Source organism: Streptomyces purpureus (assembly GCF_014648195.1).
Lineage (GTDB): Bacteria > Actinomycetota > Actinomycetes > Streptomycetales > Streptomycetaceae > Streptomyces > Streptomyces purpureus.
Genome location: NZ_BMQQ01000008.1, coordinates 216,499 through 237,588, shown reverse-complemented (window position 1 = coordinate 237,588; position 21,090 = coordinate 216,499). Strand labels below are relative to the sequence as shown.

Here is a 21,090-nt window from a genome sequence, read left to right as displayed (position 1 = left end):
ACGCCCGCCCCTGGGTCTGGTCCGCCATGCCCCGAGCAGCACCAACACGCCTACAGATCCGGCTGGTTGCTGCTCGGGGCCACCCACCCGAACAGAAGGGACACGCCCCAAATGGTCACCCTGGACCTGCGCCACGTGGCAAGCCCCGCCGTACGGGACCTGCTCCACCTCCTCAACCACCCCGACTTCGACCGCGCACAGCAGCAGATCGAACACCTCGGCGGCTGCACCGAACCCGTCCGCCTCACCGGCCACACCGCCGCCGTCGACACGTCGACGGGTGAGGTGCTGCGCTCCTACACCTCGTCCGAGGAGCCCACGGGCAGCCTGCTCACCGCGTGCGGCAACCGCCGCTCCTCCCGCTGCCCGGCCTGCTCCCGCCTCTACGCCGCCGACACCTACCACCTCATCCGCGCCGGCCTCTCCGGCGGCAAGACCGTCCCCGACACCGTCCGCACCCACCCCCGCGTGTTCACCACCCTCACCGCCCCTTCCTTCGGCCCCGTTCACAACCGCCCGACCACTCCCAGCGGCGATGTCCGGCCCTGCCGCTGCCGCAAGCTCCACGAACCCACGGATCCACTGCTCGGCACGCCGCTGAACCCGGCAACCTACGACTACGCGGGCGCGGTCCTGCTCAACGCCCACGCCTCCGTGCTGTGGGCCCGCTTCACCACCTACCTGCGCCGCGAAATCGCCGCCCGGCTCAACCTCACCCAGAAGGCCGCCCGAACCGTACTGCGGGTCTCCTTCGCCAAGGTCGCCGAGTACCAGAAACGCGGCCTGGTCCACTTCCACGCCGTCATCCGCCTGGACGGCCCGGACGGCAACACCACGCCTCCACCCCCGCACGCCACCGTCTCCGTGCTCACCGACGCCATCCGCGCCGCCGCACCCCGCGCCCGCATCACCGTCGTCTCGGACGCGGTCGGGGAACGCGAACTCGGCTGGGGCCAACAGCTCGACGTACGCCAAATCGCCACCTTCGGCACCGACACCGAACTGACCGACCAGGCCGTTGCCGCCTACGTGGCCAAGTACGCCACCAAGTCCACCGATGCCTCCGGCGCCCTCGACCGCGCCCTGTTCTGCCGCCCCTGCCAGGGACGCGGCGCCACCCTTCTGCCCCGTGGAACCCCGCTCGCTTGCACCGCCTGCGACGGCACCGGGCAGGCCCGCCCGCTGCCCCGCCTGGCCGTCGCCCGGCACGTGCGACAGATGATCCGCACCTGCTGGGAGCTGGGAAAGCTGCCGGAGTTCGCCGATCTGAAGCTCTGGAAGTGGGCGCACATGCTCGGCTTCCGGGGCCACTTCTCCACCAAGTCCCGCAGCTACTCCACCACCTTGGGCGCGCTGCGCGCCGCCCGTCGGGTCTGGCGCACCGAACAGGCCTGCGCCCACGCCGGCCTGCCCGAGTCCGGCCCGGCGACCACGCTCGTCGTCGGTCACTGGGACTACCTCGGCTCGGGCTACAGCCCCGGCGCGGCCCTCCTCGCAGCCCACGTCCGGCATCGCAAGGAACTGGAACGGCAGCTCGCGGCCGAAGGCGGCTTCTGATGACTACGTACCCGCCGACGGCACCTCTCCAAGACCCTGACCTGTCACAGGAGTTGCTGACAGTCCCCCAGGTCATGGCCCGTCTCCAGCTCGGCCGCTCCGCCGTCTACGACCTGCTCCGCTCCGGTCAACTCGCCTCGATCACCCTCGGCCGCGCCCGCCGCATACCCGCCCACGCTCTGACCGACTTCATCCGTGCCCGCATCGAACAGGAAGCCGCCGCCTGATGACCACCCCTCGCCCCACCTCATCCCGCCGCACCCGCTCCCGCGCCAACGGCGACGGAACCGTCTACCAGCGCAAGGACAGCCGCTGGGAAGCCGCCGGATACATCCTCGCCCCCGGCAACACCCGCAAGCGCATCCGCGTCTACGGCACCACCCGCAAGGATGCCCTCGCCAAGCTCACCGAGAAGATCGCCGCCAGCAACCTCGGCCTGCCCGTTGCGGCGGCCGACATCACCGTCAGCGCGTACCTGATGTACTGGCTGAACGGCATCGCCGTCCACCAGGTACGGGAGAACACCCACACCCGATACGCCGCCTGCGTCCGCCTCCATCTCAACCCCGGCCTCGGCACCAAGAAGCTCGCACGGCTCACCGCCCGCGACGTCCGCACCTTCCTCGACCGCCTCCGCGTCGCCTGCCAGTGCTGCGCCCAGGGACGCGACACCGACCGGCGCTCCTGCTGCACCATCGGCCAGTGCTGCAACAAGCGGCTCTCCCCGCTGACCGTGACCTACGTCCACTCAGTCCTCAAGTCCGCCCTGGAGCACGCCGTCCGCGAAGACGACCTGCCCCGCAACGTCGCCCGCAACATCAAGACGCCCGCGCCCCGCCCCCGGCGCTTCAAGCCCTTCACCGCGAGCGAGGCCCGGCAGTTCCTCCACGCAGCCAGCGGCGACCGGCTCCACGCCCTGTACGAACTCGCCCTGCGTACCGGCCTCCGCAAGGGCGAACTCCTCGGGCTGCACTGGGAAGACCTCGACCTCGACAGTGGAACCGCCAGCATCCACCGCTCCCTCCAGCGCACTCCCACCGGTGGCCTGACGATCCTTCACACCAAGACCCGCGCCTCCGAACGCCGCATCGCCCTCCCCACCGAGTGCATCAACTCCCTCAAGACCCACCAGGAACTGCAGCAGGAAGAACGTGAGGCAGCCGGAACAGGCTGGACAGACACCGGGCTCGTCTTCGCCACCCCCACCGGAAGACCTCTCGATCCCACCAACCTCACCCGCCGCTTCCGCCGTCTCCTCCACCACGCGCAGCTCCGGACCATCCGCTTCCACGACCTTCGACACTCGACCGCGACCCTGCTCCTGGAACAGGGCATCGACCTCGTCGTCATCAAGGAACTCCTCGGCCACGCCCACATCGGCGTCACCGCCGGCGTCTACGCCCACGTCCGACTCCGCCTCCAGCGCCACGCCATCGACACCCTCGGCAACGCCCTCGGCCAGAGCGACGATGCCCCCGACGACCCACCCACCGCAGCCGTCGTCCGCTGACGTTGCCGTCAGCGTTGCCGTCAAACGAAACAAAGGTCCCCTCCGCACCACTGCGCGGAGGGGACCTTGCTCTGTCCTCAAGAACACCGGAAAAGGGCGTGACCCTAAATCGGTGGACCGCAGGGAACCAGTCGAGACAAGAACTCCTCGAATGATCCCGCTACTTTACGAGGAACACGGTCCTCGTCGATGTAGGCGACAGAAGGCTCACCAGATGGTCCGGACTCGGAGTAGTCGAGCATTACTGCATCATGCCCACCTGAGGGCATATCGCAGATGACTACGCCGATTTCCGGATAACCCCATTCGGCAATCAGGTCAGCACTCCCCAGGCCAGAGGAGGAATCAATCCCCCACTTCCCGCCAATTCCGAGAAGTGCGCGAATCTCGAAATGGTCGACAGCCCAGGACGTAGCGAACTTCGTAGGAAAGCGGCGTCGCTTCAATACTCCGCCGTTCTTTTCCGATAGCGCCGCGACATAGCTTGACGGAAGTTGCAGACCCAGGGCCTGCTCGGCCCGACTAATCATGTCAACGCTCAGCGGTGGACCCGTATAGAAGTCCCCATCTTCAAATATTTCATTCATCGCTACCTCCCTCCGGAGAATCCACCCGTGTGGGCCGTCCGTTTATGGGCCTCTGTCTCGATCAGCTGCATGAGACCAGGTTCTTGATGATGGTGCCAGGTATAGCCATCTGGCGTCTCACTGAGTCCTGCCGCCCGGTTAGATCTCGCGAAATCTGTTCCGCGACTACCGGAGAGCTCGATCCGAACATCAGGCACATCTGGATGGCGCCATGCAGAGAAGTCAGGGAAGCCGTTTTCATCGAATGGAACATTCGTCTTGGGGTGAACATCTCCCGCCAGCTTCCCATTACGCACCTTCGGTATTCCGCCATCAGCACATTCACAGGCCGCCGGGTGCCCTGTAACTGCACCGCCGCAATTGTGAACGAGTACCGGAGTTGCCCCCGCCAGCACATAGTACGCGTGCAGGTCCGCAATAGTGAGGTCATGCGTGCGCTGGCGCTTTTCGAAGTAGCGTGTCGCCTCGACAACAGCGGAGTCGCCCGCCGGGGTGGTGAGTCGCATCCCCGGTCGCAGGTCCCCAGCCTCGACCCAGGCCTTCTCGGCCTGCACCCAGAAGGGGTGCGTGGTGGTGGAGATGAGGGAGGCCGACTGGCCGTCCGCGACGATCGTGAGGTCGACGAAGTGCTTGTCGTCCTCGGTGACGATGGTGCCGGCGACCTCGCGGACGACCTCTTCGCCGGTACCGGGGTCCGTCGTGACGATCTTGTCGCCGGGTCCGACGTCCTCGATGGGCTTCGTGGAGCCATCCGCGAGCAGTACCTGCGTCCCGGGCAGGAAGCTGTGGGCCTTGGCACCGACCCGGCAGGAAGGTTCCTGCGCCATCTTGAACTTGGCCTGGGCCGCTGCCAGCTTGTCTCTTGCCTTGCCGAGGGCCTTGGAGGTGTCCCAGATTTCTTTGACCCCGGACACAAGGTCGCCGAGCAGGCCGCCCACACGCTTGACCAGCCGAGCCGCGTCATCCCATTTCCACGGCGCCCCGTATTTGGCCAGCAGCCTCCCCGCCAGGCCGCCGGCGAAGCTGCCGGCGATGTTCAGGATGGTTTCGCCGCAGGCGGCGACGTCTCCGCTGGAAACGCAGTCCAAGGCCGCGGTGACCCCGAGCTCATCCATGAGGATCTTGACGAGCGCCTTGGCCGCGGTGACGACCTTCTGCTTGGCCCTGTTATGCGACTCCTCAGCCTTTCGAACCTCCTGCTCCGCCTTTGTGACAGGCTCCTTCGCTTCTGCGTCAGGGTTGGCGCAGAACCGTCCACAGGTGTCGGACGGCGGGCAGGAAGAGGTGGCGGTGAGGCCGCTGGCACAAGGGGCGAGTCCTGTGGGGTCCGAGAGGGTGACCGGCGTGTTGTTCGCGTAGGCGTACGCGTTCATCTGCTGCGGGTTGGTCACGTCGATCAGCGGATCGACGGATATGAACTTGCCCAGGTACGAGTCGTACTGCCGCGCGCCGATGTTCGTGAGCCCGGTGGACTCGTCGATCGTGCCCCCGACGAAGCCCTTCTGCCCGGGCCAGTTGCCGGTGTTCCCCGTCCGCTGGTTGCCGTACGGGTCCAGGCGGCGCTGCGTGACGCCCCCGGTGGCGGCGTCGATCGCCAGGTCGCCCGTGCCGTGGTGATCCGCGGCGATGAAGCTCACCTTGTTGTCGGACGTACGGACCGCGACGATCTTATCGGCGTGGGTGTAGTAGCGGGTGGCCCTGGCCACCGTTGCCCCTGACGGCAGGTGAAGCTCGGTGCCGGGCAGGTAGATCGTGGTTCCGGAGGCGTCCTTGCGCTTGAGCCTGTTGCCGGACGCGTCGTAGAGGAAGGTGGTCTCGGTGGCTTCGTTCGTGCCCGGGGTGGTGGGGTCGTCCGGTTCCGAGATCTTGGTGACCTTGCCCTCGGCATCCCATTCGAGGAATTGGGAGTCGCCGCCCACCGGCGTGCGCTGCTTGGTGTTGCCGGCCTTGTCGTAGGCGTACTTCGCCGTCTGCGTTCCCGTGGGCGTCTGCTCGGTCACCTTGGTGACCGCGTGCGGACCGCCGTCGCCGTCGGAGGTCGCGGTGGCCGGCTCGTGCGGCGTGCCGTCCTGGTCGGCGTCCGCGTAGGTGTAGGTCCGGGTGACGTTCTTGGCCGCGTTGAGGCCGGTGTCGTGGCGGACTTCCTTGGTGCGGTTGCCGATCTTGTCGATCGTGTACGACGTCCAGTACGGCGCCGGCCCACCCAGCGGACTGGCGCCCGGTGCAGCCGCGCAAGCGCTGGGAGTCTTTCCGCTGTACTCGGGCGTCAGCATGCCGATGGTGCCCCCGCCGGCCGCGGACGTCGCCGTGGCCGAAGGGGTCCACGCCTCCGACAGCCGCTTCTGTGCGTCGTAGGCGAAGCACTGAACGTCCGTCTTCGCCGGAGCGGTGGTGTCCGACGTGTCGGCGATCGAGAGGACGTTGCCCGCCGGGTCGTACGAGGTGCGGGTGTCCTTGGCGGCCTTGCTCAACCCGTCGACCGTGACGAGATGCCGGGTGAGCCGATCGGTTCCCCGCTCGTAGAAGTAGCTCTGCTGGGTCTGCTTGCCGCCGGTGTCCAGGGTCAGCGTGGAGAGCTGGCTGGTCGGCGTCCACACCGTGTCGGTGACGTAGTTCGTGGTGGCGCTCTTCAGCGTCAGGGGCCGCTGGAGCTTGTCGTACGTCGTGGCCAGCGTCTCGGCGGGAAGCCCGCCCACACCCGGCATGCCTGTCGAAGCGACCGTTCCGTCGGCGTTGTAGGCGGTGGTGTACGTGTATACGCCCTTGAGCGTCGTCCCCTCCGACGCGGGAACGGAGATGCTGGACTGCGTGGGCCGGTAGAAGGTGTCGAAGCGAGCGGTGACCGAGGCGAAGTACTGCGTGCCGTCGGTGTAGCGGAAGGACGCGTACGGATGGCCCAGCGCGCCCGCCTTGTCGTACCGGGTCTCGGTCAGCTTCGTGCCGCCGACCGTCTTGCCCGCGTACGTCAAGGTGGGCCGGCCCAGCACGTCGTAGGCCGTCGTGACGGACTGGCCCCGGCCGTCGGTGGTCGTGACAGGCCGGTCCGCGTCGTCGTACGTCGTGGTCGAGGTTCCCGCGTCCGGGTCGACGGTCTTCGTCTTGCGTCCGAGTTGGTCGTAGTCGTACGACCACACGTTCCCCACGGCGTCGGTGACGGACTTCATCTGCCCGGACGGCCAGTAGGTGTACTTGGTGGCGGTGTGGCCGCTGTACGGCGCCGTGAGGTCCGGTGACGAGCCGTCGAAGTGACGCAGCTCGGTCAACTGTCCCTTGGCGTTGCTGACCGCCGTGGTCGGCGTGCCGCCCTGCGGGGGATCCGTGTGGACACGGTCGCCCTCGGAGGTGGCGTCGTACGACGTCGTCGTCCGCCACTGCTCATGCCCCGCGATGGCGAAGATCTCAGCCGTGGGGCGCCCAAGTCCGTCGTAGCTGTAGCGCGTCTGAGCCCCGACATCTCCGTCGGTGACGGCCATGAGCTTGTCGGAGGGCAGGCCTGTCGCGTTGTAGGTGGCGTTGGTCTTCGCGATCTTGCCGAGGCCGTCGTACCACGTGTCGGCGACCATACGGCTGCCGTCGGGGCCTTCCGTCTGCTGCTGGCGCGGGCGGAGCAGCGAGTCGAAGAGCTGGTACTCCACCCCGTAGGTTCCGTCGTTGTCCACCTTCTCCGTCTTGATGACGGACGCGTCGTCCTGCCGGATCAGATAGCCGTACTTCAGGCTCGGGCCGACCGCACCCTTCGTACGGTCCGGAAGCCACACCGACGTCAGCCGGCCGAGGTCGTCGAACTCGAGGTCGGTGCGCTTCCCGTTCGGGTCGATCTGCGCCTTGGCCTGACCCCACGCCGGTGCGTACTCCGTGGTCGTGAGGTGTCCGAGCTGGTTCTTGGACGTGACCTGGGAGATCAGACCGTTGGCTTCGGTGTAGTCGAAGGTGGTGGTGGCCTTGGCGCGCTCGTCGGTCTGGGTGAGCGGCCGCCCGTAACCGTCGTACGAGGTCGTGCCGGTGACCTGATAGGTGGGTGTCGTGCCGTCGTGCTTGGTCAGCCGCTCGGTCCTGGTGGCCAGGCCTCGTGTGGGCGCGGCTCCGAGGGCGCCGTTGTCGTAGCTCGTGCGCTGGTCACTGAGGACCTGCGTGGCTCGCTTGGGCACCGCGTGGCAGTTGACCGCGACCGTCTCGATCTGGCGGGGCAGGTTGACGAGATTGAGCGCGAGATTGTCCGCGTAGGTGGTTCGGGTACATGTGTCGTCCGCCGAGGTGGACAGGTCGCCCAGGTTGTCGACCTGCTCGACGCGCCCTGCGACGCCCACGCCGGTGTCGTAGGTCGTCACGCTCTTCGACTCGCGCCATCCCCCACCGGCAAGGGCGGTGAATCCACGCGTGACCTCGGGGCGCACGGTGGTCGCCTTGCTGACGACCTGTGTTCCGTCCCAGGTACGCGTCTGGGTGGCGGTGGTGTGCTGCCAGGGCTGGGAAATCACCTTCGAGACGAGCGCACCACCGCTGTAGACGGCCTTCTCCAGCTCGAAACCGACATACTCCTCAAGGTCCTTGTGCGCTACGCCGGCGGAGTCGGTGACGGACACGGCACGTTTGCCGCCGCCCGGGTCGGCGTCACCGTCCATGCCCTGCAGGTACGTGTAGTCGACACGAGAGGTCTGGTTCTGGCCGTCCCCCGCGGTGACGCGAACCTTGCCGTAGCCCTGCCACTGGCTCCAGGTAAGGAACTTGGGGTCGGTGATTCCGTCGGGCTGAGTCTTACGCCACGCCGCATCACCGAGGTACTCGTAGTCGGTGACCATCGGGGCGCTCTTGCCGGTGCGGTCCGACTGCTGCACCGATGCGACGACATACTTGTGGAACCAGTCGGTGATGGGTTCCAGATAGCCCGGTGGTGCCCAGACGACGGGGTAGCAGCGTCGCACCGACTCGCCGGGCTTCGGCAGGGTACCGACCGCGCAGTCCGCCGGCTTGTAGGTCACGTCGAGCTGAGAGCCCGACTCGCTCAGGACCGTGTACAGGCGGAACCGGTTGATGGGTGAGAGGTTGTTCCCCACCTCGTCCACACGGTTCGGCAGCTTACGGCCCAGGAGCTGGACGGAGGGAAGCTTGACGCTGCCGCCGTTCCCCTTGCCTTCATGCTCGATCTCGGACAGCCACAGCGTTCGGGAATCGTCCCCGTTGTCCGTGAAGATGTGCTTGAGATTCCATGCGTCGACGGTCGCGTAAGGCGTGCTGGCGCTGGTGGTCGTGGTTGTCGTAGGACCCGTGCGCATCTGCGTCGCGATGCTGGTCAGCTTCTTGCGGGTGAAGAAGGACGGAGTCGCCTGGGTGAACTTGCACTTCGTGCCGACGGCGCAGTACCGGTCGTACGGCGTGTCGGGCCACCGGGCGACGTTGGCCTCGGTCCACTTCGCCGGGTCACAGTCGAATGCGGCGTCCTTGACGCACCGTTCGGCGGTGGTGAAGACGACGCGTGCGGGAGCGGCTTCCGTGAAAACCGTCGTGTCCCGCTGCCCGTACTCGATGCGCTTCAGGTAGCCGCCGCGGCTGTACGTCGTTCCGGCGACGTCGGTCTTCCCGCCCCTCGCGTACGCGTTGAGCTCCTTGCCGTACACGTACGACATGGTGTTGCCGTGCCGGTCCTTGACGTAGTCGAGGTTCCAGCGCCATGCCTGCATGCACCAGGCGTCGGCGAAGGCGGCCTTGTAGCAAGGCTCCCCGCTGTCGTCACCGGTGACGGGCACGTTCCATGTGGAGTCGGTGACCGGATCGGCGTCGACCTTGCCGGTCGTCGCCGGGTTGTCGGAACGCCATCCCGGACGCCGGTTCAGCCCGAAGTGGTACTCACTGCCGTCGGCGATGACCTTCCAGTGCTCGCCGTTGTTGTCGCCGTTGCTGGCACCGGTGAGCTTTTCGATCTTCCAGCCCGCACCGCCGGTCATGTGCCAGGCGCCGGTCTTGTCATCCTTGATCAGCTGCCCGGAGGATCCGTTGAGCATGATCGTGGCGTTGTCGTGGGCCCAGCACAGTTCGCCGGAGCTCTTGTGACCGTCGTCGGCGCACGGCTTGTACTGCCGCTCGATGTAACCGGGCTCGTACGAGAACGACTCACCCACCCACGAACCCTGGTTGTTGGTCGTTCCGGTCTTCCCATCAGCGGCCTGTGAGGAGTACGAGAGCCCGACCGAAGGAATCTGACCGCCGGGCGTGGGCACCACGCGCATCGGATACGACCAGGAGAAGCCGCCCGTGGACGGGGCCACGCTCCACGACGCGGAGGGCGAGAGCGGCGTGGCGTTGTAGTTGCCCTGCGAGGAGGTGGCCTCGGCCGCCACGGCGAGCATCGGGGCGGTGGGGCTCTCGGGCCCGACCTGGACGTCGGCGGAGAGAGTTCCCGCCTCGGTGTCGTTGACCGACTTCAGCCGGATGGGAGCTACGGGACATGCCTTCGACCCGGGCACGGCCGATATCGCGCAGGCGGGAAGTTGAAACAGCCCGAGTCTGGCGCCGTAGTCACCGCCATATGCGTCTTTGAACGCCTTGTAGCCAAGGGTCAGACGTATCTTGCCGGCTTTTCGACCGGCATCCGTGTGCCTTGCTTTGATCAGCGCGGCGGCGCCGAGGGCCGCAGCGCGCCGCTGATCCATGACCTCGACGCGCACGTGCCGAGCCGCGGATGACCGGGCGGTCTTCGCGGTGGGTGCGCTGACAGTGACGGGCAGACCGCCCGGCCGGGCCGCCTTCCCCGTGGGCGTCACGTCGATCGTCACGCTGCCCGCCTTGGGCCACACGCTCGGACCGAGCCGCGTCACGGCGGCCTTCTTGGTCATGTCGACCGGGCGCGGGCGCGCGGTCTCCGCGCGTCCCTCGGCGGGTTTGTCGAACGTCGGGCGGTCCGCCCGGAACGGAGAGGTCTCTTGCGGGAAGGCGACCGCCTGCGCCGTCGATGCGGTGAGCACCGTGGACAAGGCGAGCGTCACGACGGTGGCGGCTCTGCCGCGGCGGACACGTCTGAGGAAACTGGACCGAGGGGGCATGCGTGACTCCACGGAGATGCGCGAAGAGCGCGAAGGAGGGACCGACGCCCCGGCCGGCACATGACGGCCAGGGCACGCGACCTACAGAGACGGCTTTGCGTAGTTGTCCCGGAGTTGCTGGATCGTGCTCACGTCGAGGACACCGCTGTAGACGCGGACGTCGTCCACATCGCCGGTGACGACGCGAGACCGGCCAAGCCCACGCCAAGGAGTGCCGTCGTCGCCCAGACGGCGACGTGCCTCCCCCATTTCCCCACCCCGTACAAAGGTCCCCACCCCTGACATATGTTCGAAGAATTGATCATCCGGGAGTGACGCGATACGAACAAGATCGCCAATCGGACAAAGTGAGCACTATCCGTAACGATTCAGTGACGCACCGAGGGGTCGGTCCTTCCTTCACGCAAGGCCACCTCACCGGCGTGACCGAGCACACGGCCCACAATTCCCGGTCACCCCCGACAATGTCCTTGTGATCACCTCGCCGCCACGAAGCCGTAAGACGGAGACGTCGCCGTACGTCGACCTCACCCGTGCCGAGTGGAGCGCGCTGCGTGACAAGACGCCGCTGCCGCTCTCGGCCGACGAGGTCGAGCGGCTACGCGGGCTCGGGGACGTCATCGACCTCGACGAGGTGCGGGACATCTATCTGCCGCTGTCGCGGCTGCTCAATCTGTACGTGGGGGCCACCGCCAATCTGCGCGGGGCGCTCAACACCTTCCTCGGGGACGCGGGCAACGGGCACGGCACCCAGCAGGGCACCCCCTTCGTCATAGGCGTCGCCGGGTCCGTCGCCGTCGGGAAGTCGACCGTCGCCCGGCTGCTGCAGGCGCTGCTCGCCCGGTGGCCGGAGCACCCGCGGGTGGAGCGGGTCACCACCGACGGGTTCCTCTATCCGATGGAGGAGCTCAAGCGGCGCGGGCTGATGTCGAGGAAAGGTTTTCCCGAGTCCTACGACCGGCGCGCCCTGACCCGGTTCGTCGCCGACATCAAGGCCGGCAAGGACGAGGTCACCGCCCCGGTCTACTCGCACCTCATCTATGACATCGTCCCCGGCGAGCGGCTCGTCGTCCGCCGCCCCGACATCCTCATCGTCGAGGGGCTCAACGTCCTCCAGCCGGCCCTGCCCGGGCAGGACGGACGTACCCGGGTCGGCCTCGCCGACTACTTCGACTTCAGCGTCTACGTGGACGCGCGCCCCGAGGACATCGAACTCTGGTACCTGAACCGGTTCCGCAAGCTGCGGGAGACCGCGTTCCAGAACCCGTTCTCGTACTTCCGCAAGTACACCCAGGTCTCCGAGGACGAGGCCCTGGAGTACGCGCGCACGATGTGGCGGACCGTCAACAAGGTCAATCTCCTGGAGAACGTGGCTCCGACGCGCGGGCGTGCGACGCTCGTCGTACGCAAGGGTCCGGACCACAAGGTCCAGCGGCTGTCGCTGCGCAAACTCTGAGGAGCCCGGGTGTGCTGCACCTCCGCCTGATCGTTCCGGCCGACCGTACCGACGACGTCGTCCGTACGATCGAGAAGACCGTGGGCACGACCCATCTCGCCGTGGTGCCGGGCGCCGCCCGCAGCCCCTCCGGGGATCTCGTCCTGTGCGACGTCGCCCGCGAGGCCGGTGACGAACTCATCGGCTCCCTACGGGCGTTGGGCGTCGCCGAGGCGGGTTCGATCGCCGTCGAAAACATCGATCTGTCCCTGTCGCAGCGCGCGGAGAAGGCCACGGAAGAGGCGCCGGGGGAAAGCGCCGACGCCGTGCTGTGGGAGCACCTGCGGGACGCCACGCACGAGGAGTCGACGCTCAGCGTCACCTATGTGGCGTTCCTGGCCCTCGCCACCATGCTCGCCGCGTGCGGAGTGATGCTCGACAACGCGATCCTCATCGTGGGCGCGATGGCGGTCGGGCCCGAGTTCGGCCCGCTGGCCGGCATCTCCACCGCGCTCGTGCAGCGCGCCCCGCGCCTGGCCGGGCGCTGCCTGACGGCTCTGCTCGTCGGCTTCGCCGCGGCGATGGTGCTCACGGCCGGGTTCGCCTGGGTCCTGGACCAACTCGGGCTGTTCGAGAGGGCGATGGTCGAGGCGGCGCGGCCCAACACCGCTTTCATCTACCAGCCGGACTGGATTTCCTTCGTGGTGGCGCTGCTGGCCGGCATCGCCGGCACCCTCTCGCTGACCTCGTCCAAGTCCGGCGCCCTGATCGGCGTCGCCATCTCGGTGACCACCGTCCCGGCGGCGGCCAACGCGGCGGTCGCCTTCAGCTACCGGGACTACGGCCAGACCTGGGGGTCGACCGGGCAGCTCCTGGCCAACCTGACCGGCATCGTGCTCGCCGGCACGGTCACGCTGCTGGTCCAGAAGGCGCTCTGGGCGACTCAGAAGCACGCCCAGAAGCGCGCCTAGCCTCGCGCCCGGCCATCGCCCCTGGAAACGCAGCTGGCCACGCGCCTGGAAACGCGGCTACGTACGGGAACGGGCCGGGCGCCCCCCAAGAGGTGCACCCGGCCCGTCGCCGCGAAGAGTGTCTAGCCGAGCGCCGACTTCACCACGTCGGCGAGGCGTCCGGCCACGGTCCGCGCCTGCTCGATGTCGGCGGCCTCGACCATGACCCGTACCAGCGGCTCCGTGCCCGACGGCCGCAGCAGCACCCGTCCGGTCGTACCGAGCTCGCGCTCCGCCTCCGCCACCGCCGCGCCGAGGTCGGCCGAGGTCTTCACCCGCGACTTGTCGACGTCCGGGACGTTGATGAGGACCTGCGGCAGCCGCTCCATCACCCCGGCCAGCTCGGCCAGCGTACGGCCGGTCGCCGCGACCCGGGCCGCCAGCATCAGACCGGTCAGCGTGCCGTCACCGGTGGTGGCGTGGTCCAGGACGATGACGTGGCCGGACTGCTCGCCGCCGAGCGCGTAGTCGTTCTCCTTCATCGACTCCAGGACGTACCGGTCGCCGACGGCGGTCTGGACGATCTGGAGGCCCTCGCGCTCCATGGCCAGCTTGAAGCCGAGGTTCGACATGACCGTCGCGACGACGGTGTCCCCGCGCAGGGTGCCCGCCTCGCGCATGGCGAGGGCGAGGACGGCGAGGATCTGGTCGCCGTCGACCTCCTGGCCGGCCGCGTCCACGGCGAGGCAGCGGTCGGCGTCACCGTCGTGGGCGATGCCAAGGTCCGCGCCGTGCTCCAGGACGGCGGCCTTCAGCATCTCCAGGTGGGTGGAGCCGCAGCCGTCGTTGATGTTGAGGCCGTCGGGCGTGGCGCCGATGGTGATGATCTCGGCCCCGGCCCGGGTGAACGCCTCGGGCGAGACGCGGGCGGCCGCGCCGTGCGCCTCGTCGAGGACGATCTTCAGGCCGTCGAGGCGGTTCGGCAGGACGGAGATGAGGTGGTCGACGTAGCGGTCGAAGCCCTCGTCGTAGTCGCGGACCCGGCCGACGCCCGCACCGGTGGGACGGTCCCAGGGGGCGCCGGTGCGGTGCTCCTCGTAGACGGTCTCGATCCGGTCCTCCAGCTCGTCGGCGAGCTTGTGGCCGCCGCGGGCGAAGAACTTGATGCCGTTGTCGGGCATGGCGTTGTGGCTCGCGGAGAGCATCACACCGAGGTCGGCACCGAGCGCACCGGTGAGGTACGCCACCGCGGGGGTGGGCAGCACGCCGACGCGCAGCACGTCCACGCCCGCGCTGGCCAGGCCGGCCACGACGGCGGCCTCCAGGAACTCTCCCGACGCACGCGGATCCCGGCCGACCACGGCGGTCGGCCGATGTCCCTCAAAGGTCCCCGCCTCGGCGAGCACGTGTGCCGCCGCGACCGACAGACCGAGCGCCAGCTCCGCCGTCAGATCCGCGTTGGCGACACCGCGCACGCCGTCCGTGCCGAAGAGTCGTCCCACAGCTGTCCTCCGAAAATGCTCCGAAATGCAGGCCTCCAAGGCTTCGTGTGCCCCGAGGTCGTGGAAAAACGTACGCCCCGGCAGCACGGAGGTGCCGCCGGGGCGTACGTGTAAAGCAGGCCGAGCAGGCGATTTTTAGCGCTTGCTGTACTGCGGGGCCTTACGGGCCTTCTTGAGACCGGCCTTCTTGCGCTCGACCGCACGGTCGTCGCGGGAGAGGAAGCCGGCCTTCTTCAGCGCCGGGCGGTTGTTGTCCACGTCCGCCTCGTTCAGCGCACGGGCCACACCGAGGCGCAGGGCGCCGGCCTGGCCGGAGACGCCGCCACCCGAGATACGGGCGATGACGTCGTAGCGGTTGTCGAGCTCGAGCACCTTGAAGGGCTCGTTGACTTCCTGCTGGTGCACCTTGTTCGGGAAGTAGTCCTCGAGGGTGCGACCGTTGATCTTCCACTTGCCGGTGCCCGGGACGATCCGGACGCGGGCGATGGCGTTCTTGCGACGGCCCAGGCCGGCGGCCGGCTGCGGGTCGCCGAAGCGGGACGCGAGGGACTCGGAGGTGTACTCACCCTCGACGGGGACCTCGGACTCGAAGGTGGTGACCTCGGCGTAGGTCTCCTCGCCCTCGATGGGGTTCTCAACAGTGGTCTCGGCCACGATGCTCCTCAGATTCTGTTTCGTCTTAGGGGGTGGCCGGAATTACTGCGCGACCTGGGTGATCTCGAACGGGACCGGCTGCTGAGCAGCGTGCGGGTGGTTCTCGCCCGCGTAGACCTTCAGCTTCGAGAGCATCTGACGGCCCAGGGAGTTCTTCGGGAGCATGCCCTTGACGGCCTTCTCCACGGCCTTCTCGGGGTTCTTGTCCATCAGCTCGTCGTAGCGGACGGAGCGCAGACCACCCGGGTAACCGGAGTGGCGGTACGCCATCTTCTGGGTCCGCTTGTTGCCGGACAGGTGCACCTTGTCCGCGTTGATGATGATGACGAAGTCACCAGCGTCAACGTGCGGCGCGTAGATCGGCTTGTGCTTGCCCCGGAGAAGGGTGGCGGCGGTGGTGGCCAGACGGCCCAGGACGATGTCCTGCGCGTCGATGATGTGCCACTGGCGCGTCACATCGCCGGGCTTGGGGCTGTACGTACGCACGGTCGTAGCCTTCGCTTCTTCAGTGAGTGGTCCTGACAAGGCCACCCGGACGATGCACGACAGCCTTGGCAGTGCGACGGGGACGCAACCCATGCACATGCCGCTGGTCATCGGCCCGGTGGACCGGCGTAAGGGCCTCTCACGTGAGATAGAGCAAGCCAATACGCATAACAAAGCAGAAGCGTACCCGGGCTCCCCCGGGCGGGTCAAAACGGGTTGCGCGCGACCGGACGGCGCCGCCTCACGGCGCGCCGAGCGCCCGGGCGAGCGCCTGGGCCTGGTTCCGGGTGTACCCACCGGTGATCTGGGCGCTTCCTCCGGGCAGCCGCTCCAGCACCATGATGCTGCTCACCAGCCGGTCCTTGCCGAGCACGAAGGCCAGCTGGTTGCGCGGCTCGGGCTGCCCGGCGACCCTGCCGGTCAGCTCGGCGAAGGCCCGCGCGTCCTTGTCCTGGAAGGTGATCTGCACCTCCCACGTGCCCGAGGCCGACGCCTCCACCACCCGTACCTCCCGGAAGCGGGCGACGTTCATCCCGCCGGAGCCCCTGGCCACCACGCAGGTGTCCCGGTTGTCCGAGGTGAACGAGAGCCCCTCGGGCGGCGGCGACTCACCCACCGGCAGCTGCGCCCCGGCCCGGTCGGGGAAGCACACGCCCTGGCGCACACTCTCCACCTCCATGATCCGCAGGGGCTGCTCGGGCGCTCCTGGCGCGGCGGTGGCGGCGCCCTCCCACGGACGTACGACGGCCAGGACGATCCCGGCGGCCGCGACGGCCACCCCGGCCGCCACCGGCCACCACGGCCGGCGGGCCCCGCGCCCGGCCGGTCTCGTTGACGCGGAAAGCCCGGAAGACCCGGAAAGCGCCCCGCCTCCGAGCGGCTCCGTCGGCCCTGGGGCCGGTACGGGGCCCGTCGCCGCGTCCGGGTCCACCCGCCGCCGGGCCTCCTCGACCGCCCGCAGCCGCTCGTCGCGGTACCGCTCGATCGCCTCGGTCCATGCCGGGCTCAGCCACGCCTCGCGGGCGTCGGCCGCCCCGTCCAGCCGCCGCGAGCAGTACGCCAGCAGCGCGGCGGGGGTGGGCCGGTCGGCCGGGTCGGGGGCGAGACAGGGCAGCACCAGCGGCCCGAGCTCATCGGGCAGACCGGTGACGTCCAGGTCGTTCGTGGCCGCCCGTACCAGCTGCTCCATCGCGGGCCCCGCCCCGCCGCCCACGTACGGCGCCCGGCCCACCGCCAGGTGGAAGAGCGTCGCCCCGAGCGAGAACACGTCCGACGCCGGGGTCGTCGGCTCGCCCCGGGCCTGCTCGGGGGAGGCGTACGCCACGGTCCCGAGCGCCGTGTCGGTGCGGGTCACGTCATGGGCCTGCGAGATCCCGAAGTCGATCACCCGGGGCCCGTCGAGCGGCAGCAGGACGTTCGACGGCTTCACGTCCCGGTGCACGAGACCGGCCGAGTGGAGCGAGACCAGGGCCTCGGCGATGCCCGCCGCCACCCAGTACAGCGCCCGGGGCCCCAGCGGCCCGCACCGCTCCACCAGCTCCTTGAGCGAGGGCGCCGGTACGTACTCGGTCGCCATCCAGGGGACGGCTCCCGAGGCGTCCGCGTCCACCACGCTCGCGGTGTACACACCCTTCACCCGCTGAGCGAGGCCGACCTCACGGGCGAACCGCCGGCGGTCGTCCTCACCGTGCGTGAGCAGCGTCTTGACCGCGACCAGCCGCCCGCCGGGCGAGCGCGCCAGATGGACCCGGCCCATCCCGCCGTCGGCCAGCTCCGCGAGCACGGTGAACGGCCCGAACTTCTCCCCCGGCTGCATACGCCACCCCCCGGCGGCACCTTACCCACGGCCACCCCGGCGCACGCCGGTTCCCGGACGCCCGGCTCAGCGCGCCCGCTCGACGCGCCGCTCGTCCCAGACCGGCTCGCTCGTCTCCCGTACGACCCCGTCGGAGCCGAAGACCAGATAGCGGTCGAAGGACTTCGCGAACCAGCGGTCGTGGGTGACCGCGAGGACCGTGCCCCCGTACGACTCCAGGCCGTCCTGGAGAGCCTCGGCCGACTCCAGGTCGAGGTTGTCGGTCGGCTCGTCGAGGAGCAGCGCGGTGGTGCCGGCCAGCTCCAGGAGGAGGATCTGGAAGCGGGCCTGCTGGCCGCCGGAGAGCTTCTCGAAGGGCTGGTCGCCCTGGCGCTCCAGCTCGTAGCGGCGCAGCACCGACATCGCCCCGCCCCTGTCCCTGGCGTGCTCGGTCCACAGGATGTCGACGAGCGAGCGGCCCCTGAGCTCGGGGTGGGCGTGGGTCTGGGCGAAGTGCCCGGCGACCACCCGCGCGCCCAGCTTCCAGCTCCCCGTATGAGCCACGTCCTCCCCGGCAAGGAGCCGCAGGAAGTGCGACTTCCCCGACCCGTTCGAGCCCAGGACCGCCACCCGCTCCCCGTAGAAGATCTCCAGGTCGAACGGCTTCATCAGCCCCGTCAGCTCCAGACCCGCGCAGGTCACCGCCCGTACGCCCGTACGGCCGCCGCGCAGCCTCATCCGGATGTCCTGCTCACGCGGCGGCTCCGGCGGCGGCCCCGCCTCCTCGAACTTCCGCAGCCGCGTCTGCGCCGCCGCGTACCGCGAGGCCATCTCATGGCTGACCGCGGCCGCCTGCCGCAGGTTCACCACCAGCTTCTTGAGCTGCGCGTGCTTCTCCTCCCAGCGCCGCTTCAGCTCCTCGAACCGCGCGAACCGCTCCCGGCGCGCCTCGTGGAACGTCCCGAAGCCCGCGCCGTGCACCCACACGTCGCTGCCGGCGGGCCCGGGCTCCACCGCGACGATCTTCTCCGCCGCGCGGGCGAGCAGCTCCCGGTCGTGGGAGATGAACAGCACGGTCTTTCGGGTCTCCCGCAGCCGCTCCTCCAGCCACCGCTTGCCGGGCACGTCGAGATAGTTGTCCGGCTCGTCCAGGAGCAGCACCTCGTCGGGGCCACGCAGCAGCGCCTCCAGGACCAGGCGCTTCTGCTCACCGCCGGAGAGCGTGCGGACCTCCCGGAACTGCGCCTTGTCGTACGGCACACCCAGCGCCGCCGTCGTGCAGATGTCCCAGACCGTCTCGGCCTCGTACCCCTGCGCCTCGGCCCAGTCGCTGAGCGCCTGCGCGTACGCCATCTGCGCGGCCTCGTCGTCCACGGTCATGATCCGGTGCTCGGCCTCGTCGACCGCGTTCGCCGCCTCCCGGATCCGCGGCTGTGCGACCGAGACCAGCAGGTCACGGACCGTACGCTCGTCCCGCACCGAGCCCACGAACTGCGGCATCACGCCCAGACCGCCGCTGACCGTGACCGAGCCGCCGTGCGGCTGGAGCTCACCGGAGATCAGCCGGAGCAGGGTCGTCTTGCCGGCGCCGTTGGCGCCGACCAGGGCTACGACGGAGCCCTCCCCGACCCGGAAGGAGGCGTCCGCGAGCAGCACCCGCCCGTCCGGAAGGTAGTACTCGAGGTGTGCGGCTTCGACATGTCCCATGCTGCGCATTGTCGCCGCAGGCCCGGCCCTCACCCAACCGGTTTAGGATGCGCGGCATGAGCTTTGGGGGACCCCAGTGGCCGCAGGAGCCGCAGCAGCAGGGGCAGCAGCCGTTTCCGCAGCCGTTTCAGCAGCCGAACAGTTTTCCGCCACCGCAGCCGCAGCAGCCGTTCGGGTCGCAGACCCCGGACTGGGGCGCGCTGGCCGACGCCTCCGCGGCGCGCCACCGCCGTAAGCGCTGGCTGCTGGTCGGCGGCGGCGCGCTGGCCACCGCGGCGATCGCCGCGATCGTCGCCACCGCCGTCGTCTCCTCCAACAGCTCCCCCGGCACCGGCGCCCAGGACAAGAACGGCACCACCGTGGCCACGGACACCGCGCTGCCGAGCGACACCACCCAGCCGCAGCCGTCCTTCTCCTCGGTGGCTCCCCCGCCCCCGCCGAACCCCAGGGACTTCATCGCCACCGACAAGAAGGACCGCGCCCCGCTGAGCGCCGACTCCCTCTTCCCCGGCAAGAAGCTCACCATGAACGGCCGCGTGTACGCCAAGGGCGCGACCTCCTCCACGACCAACTGCGCCTCCGTCACCCAGGGCGCCCTCGGCGGCGTACTGAAGCGCAACGGCTGCGACCGGGTCATCCGGGCCACGTACGAGAAGGACGGCGTCGCGATCACCGTCGGGGTCGCCGTCTTCCCCACCGAGGCCCAGGCCCTCAAGGCGAAGGAGCAGACCAGCGGCGGGATCGCCCCGCTCGCCGGCGCCGGCGTCGACGAGTTCTGCCGCGCCACGGTCTGCCTGCGCCGGGCCAACTCCCTTGGCCGGTACGCCTACTTCACCCAGGCCGGGTTCACCAACGGCAAGAAGGTCACCACGGGCGACAAGGCCGTCTTCAACACCAGCGACGACCTCGCCGCCTTCACCTTCAACCAGATCTGGGCCCGTGGCCGCGCCCAGGCGTCAGCCGCAGCCACCGCACCCGCCGCCTGACCCGGCGACCGGCAGCGTCCGCTTGTTGCGGGCCTCCACGTTCCGGGCGGCCAGCAGCTCGTCGGCCGGGTAGCCGACCTCTTCGAGGGTGAGCCCGTGGGGGCGTACGACATGGACGGCCGAGTCCCGTACGCCCGCCGCGAGGACCTTCCCGGGCCACTCGACCGGCCGGTGCCCGTCGCCGACGAAGAGCAGCGCGCCGACGAGCGAGCGGACCATGTTGTGGCAGAAGGCGTCCGCCTTGACGGTCGCCTCCAGGATCCCGCCCGGCCGCCGCTCCCAGCGCAGCTCCTGGAGGGTCCGGATGGTGGTGGCGCCCTCGCGCTTCTTGCAGTACGCGGCGAAGTCGTGCTCGCCGACGAGCCGCTCGGCGGCGGCGTTCATGGCGTCCATGTCGAGCGGCCAGTCGTGCCAGAGCACATGGCCGCGCAGCAGCGGGTCGACACCGCCGGGGTTGTCGGTGACCCGGTAGGCGTAGCGCCGCCAGATCGCCGAGAAGCGGGCGTTGAAGCCCGCCGGGGCCTCGGCGACCTTCCAGATCCGTACGTCGTGCGAGAGCCGCCCGGCCAGCCGCCGCAGCAGCTTGTCCTGATGCTCGGCCCACAGCTCCTCGGGCAGATCGACATGGGCGACCTGGCCGCGGGCGTGCACCCCGGCGTCGGTCCGCCCGGCGACGGTCAGCTCGTACGTCTCCTTGGACCGGGTCACCGTCCGCAGGGCGTCCTCGATGTCGCCCTGCACGGTCCGCCGGCCGCCGGCCTGCTTGGCCCAGCCGGAGAAGTCCTTGCCGTCGTACGAAAGATCCAGCCGCACCCGCACGAAGCCGGGCTTCACCTCATCGCTCACGCGATCCATCCTCTCAAGCAGATCAAGCGGAACGGGCC

15 protein-coding genes are annotated in these 21,090 nt (G+C 69.2%); 6 read left to right on the top strand and 9 right to left on the bottom strand.

The window, feature by feature from the left end; all coding sequences use genetic code 11:
• Positions 1–111 precede the first annotated feature (111 nt).
• From IEZ01_RS34880 to IEZ01_RS13630, 3 genes are read left to right on the top strand one after another with little or no spacing between them, the layout of a single operon-like run.
• Positions 112–1,557 carry a replication initiator gene (locus tag IEZ01_RS34880; protein ID WP_229832929.1) on the top strand — a complete coding sequence of 482 codons (1,446 nt, stop codon included), beginning with the start codon at positions 112–114 and terminating at the stop codon, positions 1,555–1,557.
• Positions 1,557–1,784: a helix-turn-helix domain-containing protein gene (locus IEZ01_RS13635; RefSeq protein ID WP_189201838.1), complete on the top strand. Its 228-nt coding sequence runs from the start codon at positions 1,557–1,559 to the stop codon at positions 1,782–1,784. Before IEZ01_RS34880 ends, IEZ01_RS13635 begins: the two co-directional genes overlap by 1 nt.
• Positions 1,784–3,067, top strand: a complete 1,284-nt coding sequence (locus IEZ01_RS13630; RefSeq protein WP_189201837.1) for a tyrosine-type recombinase/integrase — start codon at positions 1,784–1,786, stop codon at positions 3,065–3,067. Before IEZ01_RS13635 ends, IEZ01_RS13630 begins: the two co-directional genes overlap by 1 nt.
• A 104-nt stretch (positions 3,068–3,171) precedes the next feature.
• Here the strand turns inward: IEZ01_RS13630 and IEZ01_RS13625 are convergent, their stop codons facing one another.
• From IEZ01_RS13625 to IEZ01_RS13615, 3 genes are all read right to left on the bottom strand, one after another.
• Entirely contained in the window at positions 3,172–3,654 is a 483-nt protein-coding gene (locus tag IEZ01_RS13625; RefSeq protein ID WP_189201836.1) for an SMI1/KNR4 family protein, read from the bottom strand.
• Between the two features lie 2 nt (positions 3,655–3,656).
• Positions 3,657–10,613 (bottom strand): polymorphic toxin-type HINT domain-containing protein, encoded by a 6,957-nt coding sequence (locus tag IEZ01_RS13620; protein WP_229832927.1) that lies wholly within the window; start codon positions 10,611–10,613, stop codon positions 3,657–3,659.
• Positions 10,614–10,772: 159 nt separating this feature from the next.
• Positions 10,773–10,940: a hypothetical protein gene (locus IEZ01_RS13615; RefSeq protein WP_189201834.1), complete on the bottom strand. Its 168-nt coding sequence runs from the start codon at positions 10,938–10,940 to the stop codon at positions 10,773–10,775.
• Positions 10,941–11,163: 223 nt separating this feature from the next.
• Here IEZ01_RS13615 and coaA point away from each other — a divergent pair, with 223 nt between their 5' ends.
• Together coaA and IEZ01_RS13605 are read left to right on the top strand one after the other, a co-directional pair.
• On the top strand, positions 11,164–12,147 hold the full coding sequence (coaA, locus tag IEZ01_RS13610) for a type I pantothenate kinase (RefSeq protein ID WP_189201833.1): 984 nt from the start codon (positions 11,164–11,166) through the stop codon (positions 12,145–12,147).
• An 11-nt stretch (positions 12,148–12,158) separates the two neighbouring features.
• On the top strand, positions 12,159–13,097 hold the full coding sequence (locus IEZ01_RS13605; RefSeq protein ID WP_189201832.1) for a DUF389 domain-containing protein: 939 nt from the start codon (positions 12,159–12,161) through the stop codon (positions 13,095–13,097).
• A 122-nt stretch (positions 13,098–13,219) separates the two neighbouring features.
• Here IEZ01_RS13605 and glmM read toward each other — a convergent pair whose 3' ends face one another.
• The 5 genes from glmM to IEZ01_RS13580 form a co-directional block, all read right to left on the bottom strand.
• Complete coding sequence (gene glmM, locus IEZ01_RS13600; RefSeq protein WP_019888778.1) at positions 13,220–14,578, bottom strand: phosphoglucosamine mutase; 1,359 nt, start codon at positions 14,576–14,578, stop codon at positions 13,220–13,222.
• Positions 14,579–14,713: 135 nt separating this feature from the next.
• A complete protein-coding gene (gene rpsI / locus IEZ01_RS13595; protein ID WP_019888777.1) occupies positions 14,714–15,232 on the bottom strand; it encodes a 30S ribosomal protein S9 in 519 nt (172 codons plus the stop codon).
• Positions 15,233–15,274: 42 nt separating this feature from the next.
• Positions 15,275–15,718 (bottom strand): 50S ribosomal protein L13, encoded by a 444-nt coding sequence (gene rplM / locus IEZ01_RS13590; RefSeq protein WP_019888776.1) that lies wholly within the window; start codon positions 15,716–15,718, stop codon positions 15,275–15,277.
• Positions 15,719–15,959: 241 nt separating this feature from the next.
• On the bottom strand, positions 15,960–17,534 hold the full coding sequence (locus tag IEZ01_RS34875) for a serine/threonine-protein kinase (RefSeq protein WP_229832919.1): 1,575 nt from the start codon (positions 17,532–17,534) through the stop codon (positions 15,960–15,962).
• 66 nt (positions 17,535–17,600) lie between these two features.
• Positions 17,601–19,229 carry an ABC-F family ATP-binding cassette domain-containing protein gene (locus IEZ01_RS13580; protein ID WP_189201831.1) on the bottom strand — a complete coding sequence of 543 codons (1,629 nt, stop codon included), beginning with the start codon at positions 19,227–19,229 and terminating at the stop codon, positions 17,601–17,603.
• A 47-nt stretch (positions 19,230–19,276) separates the two neighbouring features.
• Between IEZ01_RS13580 and IEZ01_RS13575 the strand changes: the two genes are divergently transcribed.
• The gene (locus IEZ01_RS13575; RefSeq protein ID WP_189201830.1) at positions 19,277–20,206 is read left to right on the top strand and encodes a hypothetical protein; all 930 of its coding nucleotides are present in this window, start codon (positions 19,277–19,279) and stop codon (positions 20,204–20,206) included.
• On the opposite strand, the gene truA is transcribed toward IEZ01_RS13575, so the two are convergent.
• A complete protein-coding gene (gene truA, locus IEZ01_RS13570; RefSeq protein ID WP_189201829.1) occupies positions 20,177–21,052 on the bottom strand; it encodes a tRNA pseudouridine(38-40) synthase TruA in 876 nt (291 codons plus the stop codon). The genes IEZ01_RS13575 and truA overlap by 30 nt on opposite strands.
• Positions 21,053–21,090: the final 38 nt, after the last annotated feature.

Coding starts and splice junctions, on each gene's coding strand:
- IEZ01_RS34880 (WP_229832929.1), top strand. CDS start 112: ATGGTCACCCTGGACCTGCGCCACGTGGCAAGCCCCGCCGTACGGGAC.
- IEZ01_RS13635 (WP_189201838.1), top strand. CDS start 1,557: ATGACTACGTACCCGCCGACGGCACCTCTCCAAGACCCTGACCTGTCA.
- IEZ01_RS13630 (WP_189201837.1), top strand. CDS start 1,784: ATGACCACCCCTCGCCCCACCTCATCCCGCCGCACCCGCTCCCGCGCC.
- IEZ01_RS13625 (WP_189201836.1), bottom strand. CDS start 3,654: ATGAATGAAATATTTGAAGATGGGGACTTCTATACGGGTCCACCGCTG.
- IEZ01_RS13615 (WP_189201834.1), bottom strand. CDS start 10,940: ATGGGGGAGGCACGTCGCCGTCTGGGCGACGACGGCACTCCTTGGCGT.
- IEZ01_RS34875 (WP_229832919.1), bottom strand. CDS start 17,534: ATGCAGCCGGGGGAGAAGTTCGGGCCGTTCACCGTGCTCGCGGAGCTG.
- IEZ01_RS13580 (WP_189201831.1), bottom strand. CDS start 19,229: ATGCGCAGCATGGGACATGTCGAAGCCGCACACCTCGAGTACTACCTT.
- IEZ01_RS13575 (WP_189201830.1), top strand. CDS start 19,277: ATGAGCTTTGGGGGACCCCAGTGGCCGCAGGAGCCGCAGCAGCAGGGG.